This is a genomic window from Pseudomonas sp. B21-023, assembly GCF_024749165.1.
Classification (GTDB): domain Bacteria; phylum Pseudomonadota; class Gammaproteobacteria; order Pseudomonadales; family Pseudomonadaceae; genus Aquipseudomonas.
In genome coordinates, this window is sequence record NZ_CP087190.1 from 3,180,062 (window position 1) to 3,196,396 (window position 16,335).

13 protein-coding genes are annotated in these 16,335 nt (G+C 67.7%); 12 read left to right on the top strand and 1 reads right to left on the bottom strand.

All coding sequences use genetic code 11. From position 1 onward, the window contains the following. The first annotated feature begins 5 nt into the window (after positions 1 to 5). Genes LOY42_RS14240 through LOY42_RS14295 form a run of 12 tightly spaced genes read left to right on the top strand, consistent with a single transcriptional unit; the run spans position 6 to position 14,053 of the window. Entirely contained in the window at positions 6 to 1,025 is a 1,020-nt protein-coding gene (locus LOY42_RS14240; protein WP_139670963.1) for a polysaccharide biosynthesis/export family protein, read from the top strand. 14 nt (positions 1,026 to 1,039) lie between these two features. Continuing rightward, positions 1,040 to 2,614 carry a Wzz/FepE/Etk N-terminal domain-containing protein gene (locus LOY42_RS14245; protein ID WP_139670961.1) on the top strand — a complete coding sequence of 525 codons (1,575 nt, stop codon included), beginning with the start codon at positions 1,040 to 1,042 and terminating at the stop codon, positions 2,612 to 2,614. Beyond that, positions 2,611 to 3,717: a glycosyltransferase family 4 protein gene (locus tag LOY42_RS14250; RefSeq protein WP_256659291.1), complete on the top strand. Its 1,107-nt coding sequence runs from the start codon at positions 2,611 to 2,613 to the stop codon at positions 3,715 to 3,717. The genes LOY42_RS14245 and LOY42_RS14250 overlap by 4 nt, the downstream gene beginning before the upstream one ends. Continuing rightward, complete coding sequence (locus LOY42_RS14255) at positions 3,714 to 5,084, top strand: O-antigen ligase (RefSeq protein WP_258598015.1); 1,371 nt, start codon at positions 3,714 to 3,716, stop codon at positions 5,082 to 5,084. Before LOY42_RS14250 ends, LOY42_RS14255 begins: the two co-directional genes overlap by 4 nt. After that, positions 5,081 to 6,046, top strand: coding sequence for a glycosyltransferase family 2 protein (locus LOY42_RS14260; protein ID WP_258598016.1), 966 nt, complete (start codon positions 5,081 to 5,083; stop codon positions 6,044 to 6,046). Before LOY42_RS14255 ends, LOY42_RS14260 begins: the two co-directional genes overlap by 4 nt. Next, a complete protein-coding gene (locus tag LOY42_RS14265; RefSeq protein ID WP_139670955.1) occupies positions 6,039 to 7,175 on the top strand; it encodes a glycosyltransferase in 1,137 nt (378 codons plus the stop codon). The genes LOY42_RS14260 and LOY42_RS14265 overlap by 8 nt, the downstream gene beginning before the upstream one ends. A 9-nt stretch (positions 7,176 to 7,184) precedes the next feature. After that, positions 7,185 to 8,192, top strand: a complete 1,008-nt coding sequence (locus LOY42_RS14270) for a polysaccharide deacetylase family protein (protein WP_139670953.1) — start codon at positions 7,185 to 7,187, stop codon at positions 8,190 to 8,192. After that, positions 8,192 to 9,496 carry an oligosaccharide flippase family protein gene (locus LOY42_RS14275; protein ID WP_139670952.1) on the top strand — a complete coding sequence of 435 codons (1,305 nt, stop codon included), beginning with the start codon at positions 8,192 to 8,194 and terminating at the stop codon, positions 9,494 to 9,496. Before LOY42_RS14270 ends, LOY42_RS14275 begins: the two co-directional genes overlap by 1 nt. Then, on the top strand, positions 9,493 to 11,403 hold the full coding sequence (locus tag LOY42_RS14280) for a hypothetical protein (protein ID WP_139670950.1): 1,911 nt from the start codon (positions 9,493 to 9,495) through the stop codon (positions 11,401 to 11,403). Before LOY42_RS14275 ends, LOY42_RS14280 begins: the two co-directional genes overlap by 4 nt. A 34-nt stretch (positions 11,404 to 11,437) precedes the next feature. Further along, on the top strand, positions 11,438 to 12,127 hold the full coding sequence (locus LOY42_RS14285; RefSeq protein ID WP_139670948.1) for a GNAT family N-acetyltransferase: 690 nt from the start codon (positions 11,438 to 11,440) through the stop codon (positions 12,125 to 12,127). 5 nt (positions 12,128 to 12,132) lie between these two features. After that, complete coding sequence (locus LOY42_RS14290) at positions 12,133 to 13,305, top strand: GNAT family N-acetyltransferase (RefSeq protein ID WP_139670946.1); 1,173 nt, start codon at positions 12,133 to 12,135, stop codon at positions 13,303 to 13,305. Next, on the top strand, positions 13,277 to 14,053 hold the full coding sequence (locus LOY42_RS14295; protein ID WP_102682359.1) for a ChbG/HpnK family deacetylase: 777 nt from the start codon (positions 13,277 to 13,279) through the stop codon (positions 14,051 to 14,053). The genes LOY42_RS14290 and LOY42_RS14295 overlap by 29 nt, the downstream gene beginning before the upstream one ends. Positions 14,054 to 14,064: 11 nt before the next feature. Here LOY42_RS14295 and LOY42_RS14300 read toward each other — a convergent pair whose 3' ends face one another. Beyond that, on the bottom strand, positions 14,065 to 16,308 hold the full coding sequence (locus tag LOY42_RS14300) for a bifunctional diguanylate cyclase/phosphodiesterase (protein WP_256659290.1): 2,244 nt from the start codon (positions 16,306 to 16,308) through the stop codon (positions 14,065 to 14,067). Positions 16,309 to 16,335: the final 27 nt, after the last annotated feature.

A 16,335-nucleotide genomic window follows, 5' to 3' on the forward strand; every position in this document is an offset into this window, starting at 1 on the left:
ACGCCATGAGATATCCCTCGATTGCCCTGTGCGTACTGGCCCTGGCCGGCTGCGCCAGCCAGGAAAACCGCGAGATGCCGGTGCAGATCCTCACCGCGCCTCCCGCCGAAAGCCAGGCCACCGAAGTCGCCCGCCGCGAACAGGTACTACGCCCGCAGGACGTGCTGGAAGTGATTTTCCATGTCAGCAACCGCTCGGCCGGGGCCTACCGGATCCAGTCCGGCGACACCCTGGACCTGAACTTCATGGCCGCCAGCGGCTTGAACGGCAACCAGCTGGTGCAGCCCGACGGCACCATCACCCTGCCCAGCACCAACGCCGCGGTGCGCGTAGAGGGCATGACCCCCGGCGAAGCCGAGAGCGCCATCCGCCAGGCCTACCAGGACAAGCGGGTGTTCAAGCCCAACCGTGACCAGGTCACCGTGCGGGTGATGAGCCCAATGACCGACGAGGTCAACCTGAAGAACGCCCTCAGCCACCCCGGCACCGGCATGAGCCGCGACATCACCGTGGGCAACGACGGCCGCGCCACCTTCCCGGAAATCGGCTCGGTGCCGCTGCAGGGCATGACCGTCAACCAGCTGCGCGACTACCTCAACGAGCGCTACGCCACGTTGCCAGGGCGCATGAGCGTGGATGTGCTGCTCAAGTCCACCGCCGCCAACGAGATCTACGTGCTCGGCGAAGTCGGCCAGCCCGGCGCCTTCCAGATCCGCCGCCCGATCTCCGTGCTCGAGGCGCTGACCCTGGCCCGCGGCCCGACCCTCAAGGCCAAGCTCGGTTCGGTGGTGATCATGCGTCGCGAGGGCAACACCGTGCATGCGGTCAACTACGACGTCGACCAGGCACTCTCCGGCGGCAGCCAGAAACTCGCCTACCTGCAGCCCGAAGACATGCTCTACGTGCCCAAGACCAAGCTGGCCAGCGCCGCCGAGCTGTCCCGGCAGCTGGCCGACGTGGTGCTGTTCCAGGGCTTCGGCTTCAGCTTCAGCTACCGCGTCGACAATAAAGAAAGCGACGACTGACCGGGGGACGGACCATGACCACGCAACCGAAAGAAAACTACGTACATGAGTTCTTCCGCATCTTCTTCGCCAACCGCCAGTTGGTGAAACGGGTGTTCCTGGTGTTCGCGGTGATCGCCGTGCTGTTGCCGCTGGTGCTCAAGCAGAGCTACGACATCACCGCCGAAGTCATCGTGCAGTCCAAGAAACTCTCGCAGAGCGACACCACCTCGGCGCTCAGCCAGCAGGCCGACCAGTTCATCCCGCCGTCGCTGGCCGACATGGAGACCGAGAGCAACATCCTGCGCTCGCCAACCCTGATCCGCCAGACCATCGGCGAGCTGCGCAAGGAAGGCCACTATCCGGACGAGCCCGGCCTGCTGCGGCGCACCGTGCTCGACCCGCTGCGTCACGCGGTGATCGAGCCCCTGCACCGGCTGTTCGGCAATGCCGTGGCGGACGATCGCGACACCCAGCTCGACACCCTCACCGACCAGGCCGTCAAGGACCTCAAGGTCGAGACCCTGCCCGGCTCCAACGTGATTTCCATCACCTACAGCGCCAATGACGCGAAGCTGGGCACGCTGTTCGTCAGCCGCCTGCTGGAGAACTTCCTGGCCAACCGCCAGGACCTGCAGTCCAATGAACTGCCCGAAGCCTTCTACGAGCAGAAGAAGCTGCACTACCAGGCCCGCCTGGGCGACCTGGAAAGCCAGCGCCTGGGCCTGCTCACCGCCATCGGCTCGTCGGATCCGAAGGAGGAGATCACCTTCCGCCTCAACGCTATCAACACCGAAGAGCAGGCGCTCAACCTGCAACGTGACCGCCAGCTGCAGAACCAGAAGTGGCTGGACTACCTGCAGAGCAGCCTGGCCGCGGCCAACAAGGCGAAGATGGCCGACTACGCCTTCCCCTACACCTTCACCACCACGGTCGACAACGTCGCCTTCGAAGACCGCGAGATCAAGCAGCTCGGCGAGCAGCTGACCACCCAGCTGGCCCGCTACAACGGTGACGCCACGGTGTTCCAGCCAGGCTCCGACCAGATGGTCATGGCCCGCCAGCAGATTGCCCAGTTGCGCGCGCAGTTCCTCAAGATCGTCGAGAACCGCATCCGTGAACGCCAGCAGGACCTGGCCGTGACCCAGCAGGTGATCGAGCAGAAGACCCAGCGCATCGCCGACTACAGCAAGCGCATCCTCCAGTTGCGCGAGACCCAGAGCAAGACCCGGCAGCTGGACACCGAGATCGATGCCCTGCACAAGGCCTTCTCCACCTACGCCCAGCGCTACGAGGAAAGTCGTGGCCAGGGCCTGCTCGATGGCAGCCAGTCCAACGCGCGCATCCTCAGCGCCCCCTACGAACCCACCGCGGCGAGCTTCCCGAAACCTGGCCTGATCATTCCGTTCGGCCTGGTCACCGGCCTGCTGCTGGCAATTGCCGTGGTCTACGTCAGGGAGTTCTTCGACCACCGCTTCAAGCATCCGGCGCAGATCAGCCACGAGCTGGGCCTGCCAGTACTGCTGGTGATCAACGACCAGACCCCGGCGCTGCCCAACCCGCACAAGAGCTGGTCGCTGCCACGCCTGTGGCACTGGGTGCGCAATTGAACGCCGCGCTGCACGCCGGCCGGCCGATCCTGCACCTGCTGAGCAGCGGCGGGTTCTATGGCGCCGAGCGCATGCTCCTGGACCACTGCCAGGCCACCCCCGGCCGGCATCGGGTGCTGTTCCTCGATGCCCCGGCGGACCTGGTGGCGCGCTTTCGCGAGGCGGGTGTCGAGTGCGACACCTGCCACGGGCTGGGGGCGGTGCTCAAGGTGCTCGGCGCGCAGCGCGGCGAACGTCCACTGGTCAACAGTCATAACTTCAAGGGCCAGCTGTTCGGCTGGATCGGCGCCACGCTGTGGCGCCTGCCGATGGTCAGCACCCAGCATGGCTTTACCCCGCGCAGCCGCAAACAGCGTTTCTACACCTGGCTGAGCCTGCAGTTGTGCCGCACGCCGACAGTGGACACGGTGGTGTGCGTGGCCGAGAGCATTGCCCGTATCCATCGCGATGCCGGGGTGCCAGCGGCCAAGCTGCAGGTGATTCCAAATGGGCTGCCCGAGATTTGTGAAACGCAGGCAAAGGATGGCCTGGGGGCGGCACAGCCAGGCGGCGCCCCCTGGCTAGCCGCCTACGTTGGCCGGCTGTCCAGCGAAAAAGGCCCCGACCTGTTCCTCGACACGTTGATCCCGGTGTGTCAACGCCAACCGCGGGTCCACGCCGTGATGCTTGGCGAAGGCCCTGAACGCGATGCCTTGCAACAGCGCATCGACGCTGCCGGTCTGGGCGAGCGCATCACCCTGCCGGGCTTCCAGCGCGACATGCGCGGCTGGATGAAACGGCTGGATGCCCTGGTCATCAGCTCGCGCACCGAAGGCACGCCGATGATCCTGCTGGAAGCCATGCAGGATGGCGTGCCGGTGGTGGCCTTCGGTGTGGGCGGCATCCCCGACGTCATCGAGCACGGCCACAACGGCCTGCTCGCCCGTCCCTTGGTCACGACCGAACTGGGCGAGCATCTCGAAGCGCTGCTGCAAGACCCCGAGCAGGCCGACGAACTGGTTGCCCGGGCTCGCCAGACTCAACGTCAACGCTACCACCTGCCAACCCTGGCACAACGTTGGGCCCAGGTGTATCGAGGCACGACCGAGGAGGTTGTCGCATGATCATTCCCCTGTCGCTGGTGGCCCTGGTGGCCTTGCTGAGCCTGGGTCTGCTGGCCAGCCCCTACCCGTTCCTGGCGCCCGGCGGCGTGATCGGCCTGGCCGGCGTGCTGGTGCTGTACCGCAAACCGGCCTGGGGCCTGCTGGCGATCGCCACCCTGGTGCCGCTGGAGGGGCTGCTCAAGGACGGCCTGGTGTCCGGCGCCAAGCTGGTGGGCATCGGCCTGGTGCTGATCCTCAGCCTGCAACTGGCAGTGCGCCAACTTCCCGGCGAGCGCCTGCGCAGCAATCAATGGCGCCTGCTGCTGCCGTTCATGGCCCTTTACCTGCTGAGCCTGTGGGCCAGCGACGACGTGGCCCTGTCGGGCGGGCACCTGCGTGAGCTGCTGGTGGGCCTGGTGGTGTTCGTCATTACCTTGCTGGTCGGTCGCGACCTCAACCTGCCGCTGCTGGCGCGGCTGGTCACCGTCAGCGTGTGCGTAACCTGCCTGTTCGCAATCTTCTCCACCAAATACCAGGAGCAGGGCCGCGCCTCGGCCATGCTCGACCCCAACGCCTTCGCTCTGCTGATCACCATTGCCATGCCCCTGGGGCTATGGCTGGCGATCAAGGCGCGGCAGATCCCGGTCAAGCTGTTCTGGGCCGGTTGCTGCGTGTTGCTGCTGGTGGGCATGACCAAGACCGAGTCGCGCTCGGGGCTGGTGGTATTGCTGATCAGCCTGGGCATCGTGCTGTACAACTACCGCGAACAGCTGACGCGCATCCGCCCGCGCCACCTGGGCTTCGCCATCCTTGGCCTGGCCATTGTCCTGCCCCTGAGCGTGGCCTTGATGCCCGCCGGCTACGCCGACCGCATCCAGTCGCTGATGCTGCTCAAGTCCGGGGTCAACGCCCACCAGGACGAATCGCTGGGCCGGCGCGCCTCCTACCTGGTGGTGGGCAAGGAAATGATCAGCCACAGCCCGCTGCTCGGTACCGGCCCCGGCACCTTCCCGCTGCACTATGCCGACACTGGTTTCTCCAAGGCCTTTGCCCCGGTCAACAGCAAGACCACCGACCTCTACCGCCGCGCTCACAATACCTACCTGGAGCTGTTCAGCGAGGTCGGCCTGCCGGCGGGCCTGCTGTTCGTCGGCATGATTGCCCTGGCCCTGCGCAACTTCTGGCAGGCCCGCGCCGCCTTCCGCGCGGCCGGCGACCCGGACCGCGCCGACCTGATGACCCACCTGACCATGAGCATGCTCGCCATCGGCCTGTTCCTGATGTTCCTCAGCGCCCCGAGCCACAAGTACCTGTGGCTGATGCTGGCGCTGTCCAGCGTGCTGCTTGGCCAGGCGCGTGAGCAGCAGCCCGTGGAGGTGGCCCGATGAGCCGGGTGAGTATCGTCATCCCGATGTTCAACGAAGCCCGCCATATCGGCCGCACCCTCGATGCCGCCCGGCGCGCGGCCAGCGCAGCCGGGCTGGCCTGCGAACTGATCGTGGTGGACAACGGCTCCAGTGACAACGGCCCGGCGATCGCCCGCGCCCACGGTGCCCAGGTGCTGAGCCTGCCGGGCGTGGCCATCGGCGCCCTGCGCAATGCCGGTGTGAACGCCAGTCAAGGCGACTGGCTAGCCTTCCTCGATGCCGACATCGAGGTCCCGGAACACTGGCTGGACCTGCTGCTGGACCTGCAACGCCGAGGCGAAGGCGATGTCTTCGCCCTGGACTGCGACACCCCGCGCCAAGCGCCCTGGTTCGCCCAGGCCTGGCAACGGCGCACCCTGCGCACCGGGCAGACAGTGCAGGACTGTACCTGGCTGCCCACCCCCAACTTGTTGATGCGGCGCCACTGGTTCGAGCAGGTCGGCGGTTTCGATGAGCGCCTGCGCACCGGCGAGGACAAGGACTTCACCCTGCGCCTGCATGAAGCCGGCGCGCGCCTTCGCGTGCTGCGCGAACCTGCGGTGCTGCACTGGGGTTATGAAGCCAACTGGCGCGAGTGGCTGGGCAAGGAGATGTGGCGCCAGGGCAGCCACCTGCAATTGCTGCGCAGCCATGGCGTGAGCCTGCGCCTGCTGCGTTTTCCGATGCTCTCGGTGGGCGCCTGGGTGCTGGATGCCGTTGCCCTGTCGGCGCTGCTCGACGGCTTCCCTCATGTCGCGCTGTTCTTCCTGCTGGTCAGCGCCCTGCCCGCGCTGTTCCTCAGCCTGCGCCAGAGCCGCAGGCACCGCGACCCGCTGCTCACGCTGCAACTCTGGGGCCTGCACTGGCTGCGCCTGCACCTGGCCGGCGCGGCCTTCATCCTCAGCCTGTTCAACCGCACCGCAAGGAGGCCCGCCCGTGGCTGAGTTCATTTTCTGGCTATGCCTGCTACTGCCGTTGTACGCCTGGGTCGGCTACCCGCTGCTGCTGACCCTGGCTGCGCCGTTCTTCGCCCGTCGCACCGCCATGCCGTTGCCCGCGCAACGGGTCAGTGTGGTGATCGCCGCGCACAACGAAGAGCGGCATATCGAAGCCAAGCTTGCCAGCGTGCTCGGCCAGGACTACGCAGCCGCGGAGCTGCAGGTGGTGGTGGCCAGCGACGGCTCCAGCGACCGCACCGTGGCCTTGGCCCGTGGCCTGGGCGACCTCCGGGTGCAGGTGCTGGACCTGCCACGCCTGGGCAAGGCCGGTGCGTTGAACAGTGCCGTGCAGGTGTGCACGGGCGACCTGCTGGTGTTCACCGACGCCGATAACCAGTGGTCGACCGACACCCTCGGCCTGCTGCTCGCCCCCTTCGCCGATGCGCAGGTCGGCGGCACTGCAGGGCACATGATCATTCCCGACCCGGGCAAGGGCCTGAGCATCGGCGACAGCCTGTACCGCCACTACGAAGCCTGGGTGCGCAAGGTGGAGAACCGCACCGGCTGCATGGTCTCGGCCGACGGCGCCCTGCTGGCCCTGCGCCGGGGGCTGTACCAGCCAATCCCGAAACAGGTCAACGACGACTTCTTCATCAGCACCTGCGCACCGGCCGCAGGCCTGCGCATCGTCTATGTGCCCGAGGCGGTGGTGCTCGATCAGGGCGTCGACGAGGCCGACAAGCAGTTCCGCCGCCGCCAGCGCGTCACCGTCGGTGGCCTGCTGAGCCTGGCCGCCCGCCGCGAGCTGCTCAATCCGGCGCGCCACGGCCTGTACGCCATCGCCCTGATCAGCCACAAGCTGATCCGCCGCCTAGCCCCGGTACTGCTGCTGCCGCTGTTGCTGGCCAACCTGTGGCTGGCCGCCGAGCCCGGTTTCTACCGCCTGACCCTGGCCCTGCAACTGCTCGGCTACGCCGCCGCCATCGCCGGCCTGCTCGACGCCCGCCGGCGCTTGCCCCGCCCGTTCCGCCTGGCCGCCTTCGTGCTGGTCACCCTCGCCGGCATGAGCGTGGGCCTGTGGCAGTTCCTGCGCGGGCACAGCTACAGCCAATGGAACCCCGACCAGAATCGATGAGCGACGGACATGCCGATCAAGACCCACATCAAGCAGGCCAGCGGCTGGTTCTATTTCAACTCGCCACGCGGACGCGCCGAGCTGCGTGGCGCCGGGGTGATCCTCATGCTGCACCGGGTGCTGGCCGATGACGCCAGCGCCGCGCTGCCCCACCGCAACGAGCTGTGCGTCGGCCCGCGGGCCTTCGAGGGCTTGCTGCGCTGGCTGCCCCGGCATTTCGATTGCGTCAGCCTCATGGACCTGCTGCAGAGCCACGAGGAACCCCGCGCCGACTGCCGCCCCAAGGTAGCCCTGACCTTCGACGACGGCTGGCGCGACAACGCCGTCAACGCCTTCCCGCTGCTGCAGCGTCACCAGGTGCCGGCAAGCATCTTCCTGTCCACCGACTACATCGGCAGCCGCCAGCGCTTCTGGTGGGAAAGCGTCGGCGAGACACTGTGGGGCAGCCATGGCGAAGAGGCCCGGCGGCAACTGATCGAACGCCTGCGCAAACTCGGCCGACCGTTACCGGCGGCCTACTTCATGCACGACCACAGCAAGGCCCGCAGCCTGGTGCTGGCGCGCTACCTGCAGACCCTCAAGAGCCTGAGCCCCCAGGCCCTGCACGTGCTGACCGACGCCTGCCCGACAGAGTCGCTGCCCCAGGCCATGGACTGGCAGCAGGTGCGCGCCCTGGAGGACTCAGGCCTGGTGCGTTTCGGCCCGCATGGCGCCAGCCATGCCCTGCTGCCCTACCTGGACGACCATCGCCTCAACGAAGAACTGACCCGCAGCCATGCGGCACTCAACGAAGGCTGCCGCGCACCGCTGCCGGTGTACTGCTACCCCAACGGCGACCACGACGAGCGCGTGCGGGCCCAGGTCGCCGCGCATCGCTACCCCTACGCCCTGAGCACCCGCCCGGGCATCTGCCAGGGTCATGACGATCCGCTGGCCCTGCCGCGCATCGGCGTCAGCCAGCGCAATGCCAGCCGGCCCTCGCTGCTGGCCTGGCGCATCAGTCGTGGAGAACGCTGATGAATCGCAACAGCTATATGCGCCACCTGGCACTGAGCATGGGCACCAAGCTTGCGATGATCGCCCTGCGCCTGCTGCGCAACGTGCTGCTGGCGCGCATCCTCGGGCCGAGCGAGCGCGGCCTGTTCGCCCTGCTCAGTACCCTGCCCGACCTGATCAGCGCCGCCACCAGCGGCGGCCTGAACAGCGCGGTCGGCTACCAGGCGGCCAAGCAGCGCGACATGGGCCTGCTGCTGACCCAGGTGCTGGTCTACGGTTGCCTGCTGGCCGGCGTGCTGACCCTGGCCTGCGTGTTCCTGGTGCGCGAGTTCGGCGCCAACCTGGAAGTCACCATGCAACTGGGCCTGCTGGCTTGGCTATTGCTGCTGGCGGTGCCGATGACCGTGCTCAAGAGCGGCCTGCTGACCCTGCACAACGCCAGCGGCGGCGTCGGCGCCTTCAACGCCCTGCGCCTGACCGAGTCGCTGGCGCCGCTGCTGCTGTTCCTCGGGCTGTTCTGGATGTGGCGAGACGAGGCGCTGGAAGCGGCGCTGATCAGCTGGCTGTGCGGCATCGCCCTGGTCCTGGCGCTGGGCCTGTGGTGGCTGCGCCGCCAGTACCCGCTGGCGCTGCGCTGGGACCGCAGTGGCCAGCGTGAGTTGCTCAGCTACAGCGCCAAGAGCCACCCCGACCTGTTGTTCCAGCAGTTGATCCTGCGCTCGGACTACCTGTTCATCGGCGCGCTGCTCGGCAGCACCGCCCTGGGCCACTACGCCATGGCCAGCGCCGCCGCCGAACTGCTGCTGATCGTCCCCGAGGCGGTGACCACACCGCTGATGAAGCGCCTGCTGCAGCAGGATGCCGGCATGGAGCGCATCACTCCCCTGGCCCTGCGCCTGACCGCCACGGTGATGCTAGGCGCCTGCCTGGGCATGGCGCTGATCGGCCACTGGCTGATCGTCACCTTGTTCGGCGCCGACTACGCCCCGGCCTACCCGGCCCTGCTGGCGTTGCTGCCGGGCCTGCTGGGACTGTGCTATGCCAGCATCTTGCGCCTGGACCTGCTAGGCAAGAACCGTCCCGGCACGGTGTCGTTGATGATGGGCGCTGGTGCCGCGCTGAACCTGGTGCTCAACATCTTCCTCATTCCGGCCTGGGGAATCGTCGGCGCGGCCGCAGCTTCGTCCATCGCCTACCTGGCGGTCACCGTGACGATGCTGGTGCTGTACTGCCGCCTCAGCGGCGTGCCGCTGGGCCAGACCCTGATCATCCTGCCCGCCGACCTGACGCCGCTGCGCCAGATGCTGCAACGGAGGGCGGCATGAAGGCCGCCTTGCTGTGCGGCGCGCTCTTGGCGCAGGGCGTGTTCGCCGCGCCGGTGCAGTGGGCGGACATCCGCGACGGCAGCCTGTACCTGCTCCCCGACCGCGCCGACGAACTGCGTATCCAGTGGCAGCCCGCCTGGCAGGCCGATGCCAACGCCGAGCGTCTGTACCTGCTGGACGGCCAGGGGCGCCTGGCCGGCAACCGGCGGATCGAAGCCGCGCAGGTGCGCGGCGAGCAACGCTGGCCGTTGGCGGCGGGCGGCGGCGCTTATCGCCTGGAGGTGCCCGGCTACAGCTTCCGTGACTATCGCATCCAGCACGACAACAGCACCCGCGCGCTGTTCGCCCCGGCAAAGGTGCACTTCAGCGCAGAAGTCAGACCAGGCGTTGCCCTGTATTTCCGGGTCAAGGCCGGCGAGCAGGCGGTATTGGCCGGCAAGCACCACGGCGGCGTGCATGGCCTGTTCGCCGAACGCCTGAGCGATGGCCGGCGCATCCAGCTACCACTCAAGCCCTACCGTGCCTACTGGCGCTTCGATCAACAGGCGCTGCCCGCCAGCGGCCGTGACGAGATCTGGCGACTGGGCCTGCAGGGCAGCGGCAAGGCGGCGTTCTGGCTCGACGGCAGCGCCAACCTGTTCGCCCAGCGCGCCGCCGACCTGGGCGAGCTGCCACAACTGCCGGGCCAGGTAACCCTTGCCTTGGGTGACAAGGTCCTCGGCCCCACCCCACGGCTGGGCGTCGCCCTGCCCTACGTGCTGCCACCAGCCTCGAGCTTTGCCGCGCTGGACGCCCTGCGCCCCCAGGCCGCCGGCTTCTACAGTTTCGTCGACGTACTGCAACGCCAGCCGGACTTCGAAAACGCCTGGCGCAAGCTCTATCAGCAGCGCTTCGGCATTCTCCAGGACATCACCCTGCTGGCTGGCAGCGCCCGGGTCGCCGACCTGCGCAGCGACCGTACCAGCACCGACGGGCTGAGCGCCTGGCTCGAGGCGACCAAAGCCCTGGGCGGCAAGGGCACTCACTACCTGGCCTTCGCCGACGAGCCGAATCTCAACTACCGCGACTACGCCAGCTACCGCGATTTCTTCCAGGCCATGGCCAAACGCGTGCGCGAGTATCCCGGTGCCCACGAGGCCGGCGTGCGTATCGCCATGCCGGCCTCCTCGCGCCTGCTCGGCGGGCCTTTCACCGACGACGGCAAGCAGCGCCGCGGCATCGACTGGGCGCGGCGCCTGCTGGCCGAGCAAGGCGCGCAGATCGACGCCCTGGCCTGGCACGAATGGATGGTCCGCGACCTGCTCGCCACCCGCAGCTACCGCGACAGCGTGCGCCAGGCTGCCGCGCTGGTGGGCCTGGATGGCCAAGGGCGGCCGCGCAAGGCGCTGCTGCTGGACCAGACCAACCTGTCCAGCGGCTCGAGCCTGAGCCCCTACGAGCAGAACACCCACTACGCCGGCTTGTGGTGGGCCTCGGTGGTGATCAACGCCGCCAGTGACGGCCTGCTCGACATGCTCAACTGGTTCCATGTCGCCGACGAGCCCGAATGGCCCAAGGGCATGCTGCGCGATGCCGGCGGCCAGCGCTACGAACTCAAGCCGGTAGGCCTGGCCCAGCAGTTCATCCAGCGCCACTGGCTGGACCAGGTGCTGGCCCTGGACAACGACGCCTTCGAGGTCGACGCCCTGGCCATGGCCCGCCAGCACCAGCGCAGCCTGCTGGGGGTGAACAAGGCCGAGCGCCTGCAGCAGGTGGCGCTGACCCTCGGCGGCTGCCCCAACGGCCAGCTCGAACTGTTCGGCCCCGACAACCAGAGCCGCCGCGCCAGCTTCAGCTGCACCGATGGCCAGATCCATTTTCAACTGCCAGGGCAGACCGTATTCGCCCTGACCTGGAGCGCGTCATGAGACGCACCTCGATCAGCCATGCCCAGGAGGCACCATGACTGCATTCACCAAGATCCAGGACCGCATCAAGCGCAAGGGACTGCGAGACACCTGCCGTAGCGCCTTCCGGCATTACGTCTTCTATCATTGGGAACTGTTGTGGATGGAGCGCGACCTGGTCAGCCCGGTGCCGCCGCACCGGCTCAAGCCCTACGGCACCTTGCGGGTCGAGCACATCACCGTGCATAACGTGCGCGCCTTCGCCCGCCACTTCGGCGACCGCGTCGAGACCATGCGCGAGCTGGCCGCCGAGGGCCATACCGGGTTGATGTTCCTCGACGACGACAACGACGCCGTGGCATTCATCTGGGGCAGCAGCCGCCATTACCACGACCGTCACTACTACGGTTGCTGGTTCCCGGTCGGGCCGGGGGAGTTCTTCGAGTTCGGCGGCGAGCTGATCCGCAAATACTGGGGTACCGAGCTGTCGGTGGACCTGCAGCTGGAACTGTGGAAGGCCATGGCCGCCCAGGGCTGCACCAAGGTGGTGGACGTGTGCGAGCAGCACAATATTCCGGCGCTCAAGCTGCACCTGCGCATGGGTTATCAGGAACAAGGACGGATCATGAACGTGTACTGCCTGTTTGGCCGCTGGAAGTTCTTCCGCGAAAGCCGCTACACCGCCTCGCGACTCGAGCCGTTGCGCAAGCCGGAGGCTCCGGCCTCCTCGGCCACGGCGGGCTGACCCCCATGGGCCTGCAACTGAAATGGTGCGCCTCGCTGCGCGCCGGCGACTTTCCCGCCGCCGACTACGAGGCGCTGCGCAGGCGCCTGCCCGACAGCACGCCGTTCAACCACCTCGGCTGGCTGCGCGCCGCCGAGTCAGCCCTGCTGCCGGGCCAGCGGCTGCAGGTCCTGCTCGGCTACCAGGACGAACGCCTGTGCCTGTGCCTGCCGCTGATCCGTGCCCGCGAACCGTTCGGCCCGCTGTTCGCCCCGGTGGTGCGCCACCTGGGATACCCGCTGAGCGACCGCATCGCCCTGCTCATCGACCTGCCGGCGCTATATGCCGACCAGGTCCTGCAGGCCATACGCAAGCGGCTACCGCATGCCTTGCTGCAGTTGAGTGAAGTACCGGACAGTGCCGAGCACGATGGCTGGCTGCGCCAGTGGGCCGGCGCCAGCTCCACCTGGCAGCAGCGCCTGACCTGCCGGGTGCCGGTGCACCGCATCAACGAACAGGACCGCCAGGAAGTCAGCGGCGACCCACGCTACAAGCTGCGCCGCGCGCGCAAACGCATCAAGGCCTGCGGTGCCAGCGTGCGCCGGGTCGTGGCCACTCCCGAGAACATGGGTGAACTGCTCGACGCCATCAGCGCCGTCGAAGCGACCAGCTGGAAAGGCGACGACGAGGTCGGCATCTTCTCCGGCCCCCAGCGTCGCCCATGGATGTACCAGGCCTTCACCGCCCTGGCCGGCGAAGGCCTGGTGTGCCTGGTGCTGCTGGAACTGGACGGGCGCTGCATCAGTTACCGCCTGGGCCTGCTGGAGCGCGGCCGGGTGTACGACTACAACCTGGCCTTCGTTCCTGAGTACCGCGACCTGGGCAGTGGCCGCGTGCTGCTGGAGGAATGGATTCACTGGGGCCTGGACGAAGACTGGAAATGGGTCGACGCTTCGCGGGTCAGCCTGGACAACTCCAGCCACCAGTTGCACGAGCGCATGACCGGCCAGGTCGAACAGTGGCGCCTGAGCAGCTACAGCTGGCGCCCCGACGGCGTGCTGCTGGGGCTGGCGCTACGCTGCTGGCACTGGTTCAAGCCACGCCTGCGCAGACGCTCGCCGCGCCAGGAAGCCGATGTTGTCGCCCCCACCCCGCCACAGGAGCGCCCGGATGCCATCCCAGGTCATAGTCAACGCTGACGATTTCGGCCTCAGCGCCCACACCAACGCAGTCATCCTGCATGCCTTCCAGGCCGGGCTGATCAGCTCGGCCACGGCCATGGCCAACATGCCGGCCTTCGCCACCGCCTGCATGCTGGCCCAGCAGCCGGCGCTCAAGGGACGGGTGGGGTTGCACTTCAACCTCACCTACGGCCGCCCGCTGAGCCAGGCGATCCTCGCCGAGCCGCGCTTCTGCACGCCCCATGGCGAGTTCGACCTGCGCCTGAAGCAACGCACCCTGCACCTGTCGCGGCGCGAGCGGGCCGCCGTGGAAGCGGAATTGGAGGCCCAGTGGAAACACTGCCTGGATCACGGCCTGATGCCCAGCCACCTGGACTCGCACCAGCACGTGCACAACATCTGGCCGGTGGGCGTCATCGTCGCCCGCTTCGCCCGCGCCCAGGGGGTGCCGATTCGCCTGGCACGCAATGTGGGGCACAACATCGGGCCGGCCAAGCGCATGTTCAAGAGCCTGCTCAACCGGCGCCTGCGCCAGCTCGCCGGAAGCACCGCCGACTTCGTCTGCACCCCGGCCGACCTCAAGGCCGGGCTGGCCCCCGCACACGGCGTGCTGGAGGTAGTCGCCCATCCCAGCGCGCTGGGCGGGCACGATTTCGGCGATGCCTACCTGGCCAGCGGCGAATCGCTGCTGGCGTTGGTCGAGCAGCGCCTGGGGCAGGTGCCAAGGGTGGGGTATGCGAGCCTGGGCATCCAGGAGATGGGCTGAAAGCCCACCCGCTAGCGCCCCGGTGGCCGATGCCGGCGCTCGTGGTTGTCGGCCAGCCAGCCGCGCAGTGCCTCGGCCGGCATCGGCCGCCCGAGCAAAAAGCCCTGCCCCTGGTCGCAACCGGCGTGGCGCAGGAAATCGTACTGTTCCTGAGTCTCGATGCCTTCAGCGGTGATGCGAAACCCCAGGGCATGCCCGAGATCGATGATCGCCCTGGCGATGGCCACCGCGTCGTCGTCTGCGGGCAGGTCCTTGATGAAGGCCCGGTCAATCTTCAGGTGGTCGATCGGCAGCGCGCGCAGATAGGCCAGTGACGAATAGCCGGTACCGAAGTCGTCCACCGCCGTGGCCACGCCCATGGCCTGCAATTGCGCCAGCACCGCGCAGGCTTGCTGCTGGCTTTCCATCAGCAGGCTCTCGGTGATCTCCACCTCCAGCAGGTTGGCCGGCAGGCCGTGGCGCTCCAGCGCCGAGGCGAGGCTGGTCACATAGTCGCTGCGCTCGATCTGCAGGGCCGCTACGTTGATCGCCAGCGGCCCGGGCAGGCCATCACTGGCGCGCCATTCGGCCAACTGGGCGCAGGCAAGTTCCAGCACCCGCTCGCCGAGCGGGATGATCAACCCGGTGCGCTCGGCCAGGGGGATGAACTCACCGGGCGAGATCAGGCCATGCTCCGGGTCGCGCCAGCGCAACAGCGCCTCGACGCCCTCCAGCTGCCCGCTGAACAGGTCAACCTTGGGCTGGTACCACAGCTCGAACTCGTTGTGCTCCAGCGCCCGGCGCAGATTGCGCTCCAGCTCCAGGCGCTGCTGCAGGCGCTCGGTCATGTCCGGGTGATAAGGCCGCCAGGCATCGCGGCCGGCCTCCTTGGCCGCGTACATGGCGGTGTCGGCATGGCGCAACAGGCTGTCGGCATCCTCGCCATGCTGCGGGCACCAGGCCAGGCCAATGCTGCCAGTAACCAGGGCGGCGTTGCCATTAAGGTCGAATGGCCGCTGCAGGCAACGCAGCAAGGCGCGGACCTGCTGGCTCACCTGCCCCTGGGCGCCTTGCAGCATGAACACGAACTCGTCGCCGCCCAGGCGGCAGAGCCGGTCCTGACTGTCGAGCTCCTGCAGGAAGCGTGCGGTCGCCTGCTGCAGCAGCAGATCGCCCATCGGGTGCCCCAGGCTGTCATTGACCTGCTTGAAACCGTCGATGTCGAGCATCAGCACCGCCAGGCCATGGCCCTGCAAGATGGCAGTGCTCAGTTGCTGCTGGAACAGGATGCGGTTGGGCAACCCGGTGATGGTGTCGTAGTGGGCCAGGCGTTCGAGCTGGGCCTGGTAGCGCTGCAGCTCGCGATTGCGTTGCTCGAGCAGACGCTGCTTGCGATTGAGCTGCGCGACAAACAGGCTGAACACACCCGTGCAGCTCAAGGCGAACAGGAACAGCGGCGAGCCGAACAAGTCCAGCCCCGACCAGCCACCCCGTGGCGCGGCGACCAATTGCCAGAGGCCGCCCGGCACCTCCACGGTCATCTTAACCTGCGGCTCGTCGAACAGCCGTGGGTCGCCCCAGATCAGCGCGCCTTCGGCGCCCTTGCCATCGCCCCCACGCACGGCCAGCTCGAACTCGGTGTCCGGGCGCAGCCCCGCCGTATGCAGCAATCGGTCGATATCGGCAACGATCGACACATTGCCCCAGTAAAAACGCACGCCGCGGTTGCCAGTGACGAACACCGGCCGCCGGTAGATCAACGCCCGCCCGCCCTGATACAGCTGCAGCGGGCCGGCCAGCACCGGCTGGGCATGCTCGCGGGCCGAGCGCAGCAGGGGAAACTGCTCCGGCAACTGGCGGTAATCCAGCCCGATCAGCCGCTCGTTGCCGGACAACGGGTAGACATCGCTGATCACATCATCCGGCGCCAGCGCGATATGGCGCATGTAGGGCACCGACTGCAAGGCATCGCGGGCCATGCCATGGAAGTGCGCGGGGCTGATGCCGCCGTCGGCACTGATCAGCTGGGCGATGCCTTCGGCCTCGCCGAACGCCGCGCCCAACTGCGCCTCCAGCGCGCCCCGCATCCCCGCCAGGTGGGCTGCCAGGTTGCCCAGTTGCTCACTGCGCTCGCGCTGCGCGTCTAGGTGACCCAGGGCGACCGAAAGGCCGATGCCCACCAGGGCAAGACCGACCGGCAACAGGCGGTTGAGCGTGTGCCGCAAGGTGCCGGATGGCAGATGCGTAGGTTCAGGAGAATGCTGGGGAATGGTCATAGGCAGGCGATGGCAGTCGATTTAGCA

Bases quoted from the DNA above. Each gene is read 5' to 3' on its own strand.
- LOY42_RS14285 (WP_139670948.1), top strand. From the start codon at position 11,438: ATGACTGCATTCACCAAGATCCAGGACCGCATCAAGCGCAAGGGACTG.
- LOY42_RS14240 (WP_139670963.1), top strand. From the start codon at position 6: ATGAGATATCCCTCGATTGCCCTGTGCGTACTGGCCCTGGCCGGCTGC.
- LOY42_RS14290 (WP_139670946.1), top strand. From the start codon at position 12,133: ATGGGCCTGCAACTGAAATGGTGCGCCTCGCTGCGCGCCGGCGACTTT.
- LOY42_RS14270 (WP_139670953.1), top strand. From the start codon at position 7,185: ATGCCGATCAAGACCCACATCAAGCAGGCCAGCGGCTGGTTCTATTTC.
- LOY42_RS14255 (WP_258598015.1), top strand. From the start codon at position 3,714: ATGATCATTCCCCTGTCGCTGGTGGCCCTGGTGGCCTTGCTGAGCCTG.
- LOY42_RS14295 (WP_102682359.1), top strand. From the start codon at position 13,277: ATGCCATCCCAGGTCATAGTCAACGCTGACGATTTCGGCCTCAGCGCC.
- LOY42_RS14300 (WP_256659290.1), bottom strand. From the start codon at position 16,308: ATGACCATTCCCCAGCATTCTCCTGAACCTACGCATCTGCCATCCGGC.
- LOY42_RS14275 (WP_139670952.1), top strand. From the start codon at position 8,192: ATGAATCGCAACAGCTATATGCGCCACCTGGCACTGAGCATGGGCACC.
- LOY42_RS14280 (WP_139670950.1), top strand. From the start codon at position 9,493: ATGAAGGCCGCCTTGCTGTGCGGCGCGCTCTTGGCGCAGGGCGTGTTC.
- LOY42_RS14245 (WP_139670961.1), top strand. From the start codon at position 1,040: ATGACCACGCAACCGAAAGAAAACTACGTACATGAGTTCTTCCGCATC.
- LOY42_RS14260 (WP_258598016.1), top strand. From the start codon at position 5,081: ATGAGCCGGGTGAGTATCGTCATCCCGATGTTCAACGAAGCCCGCCAT.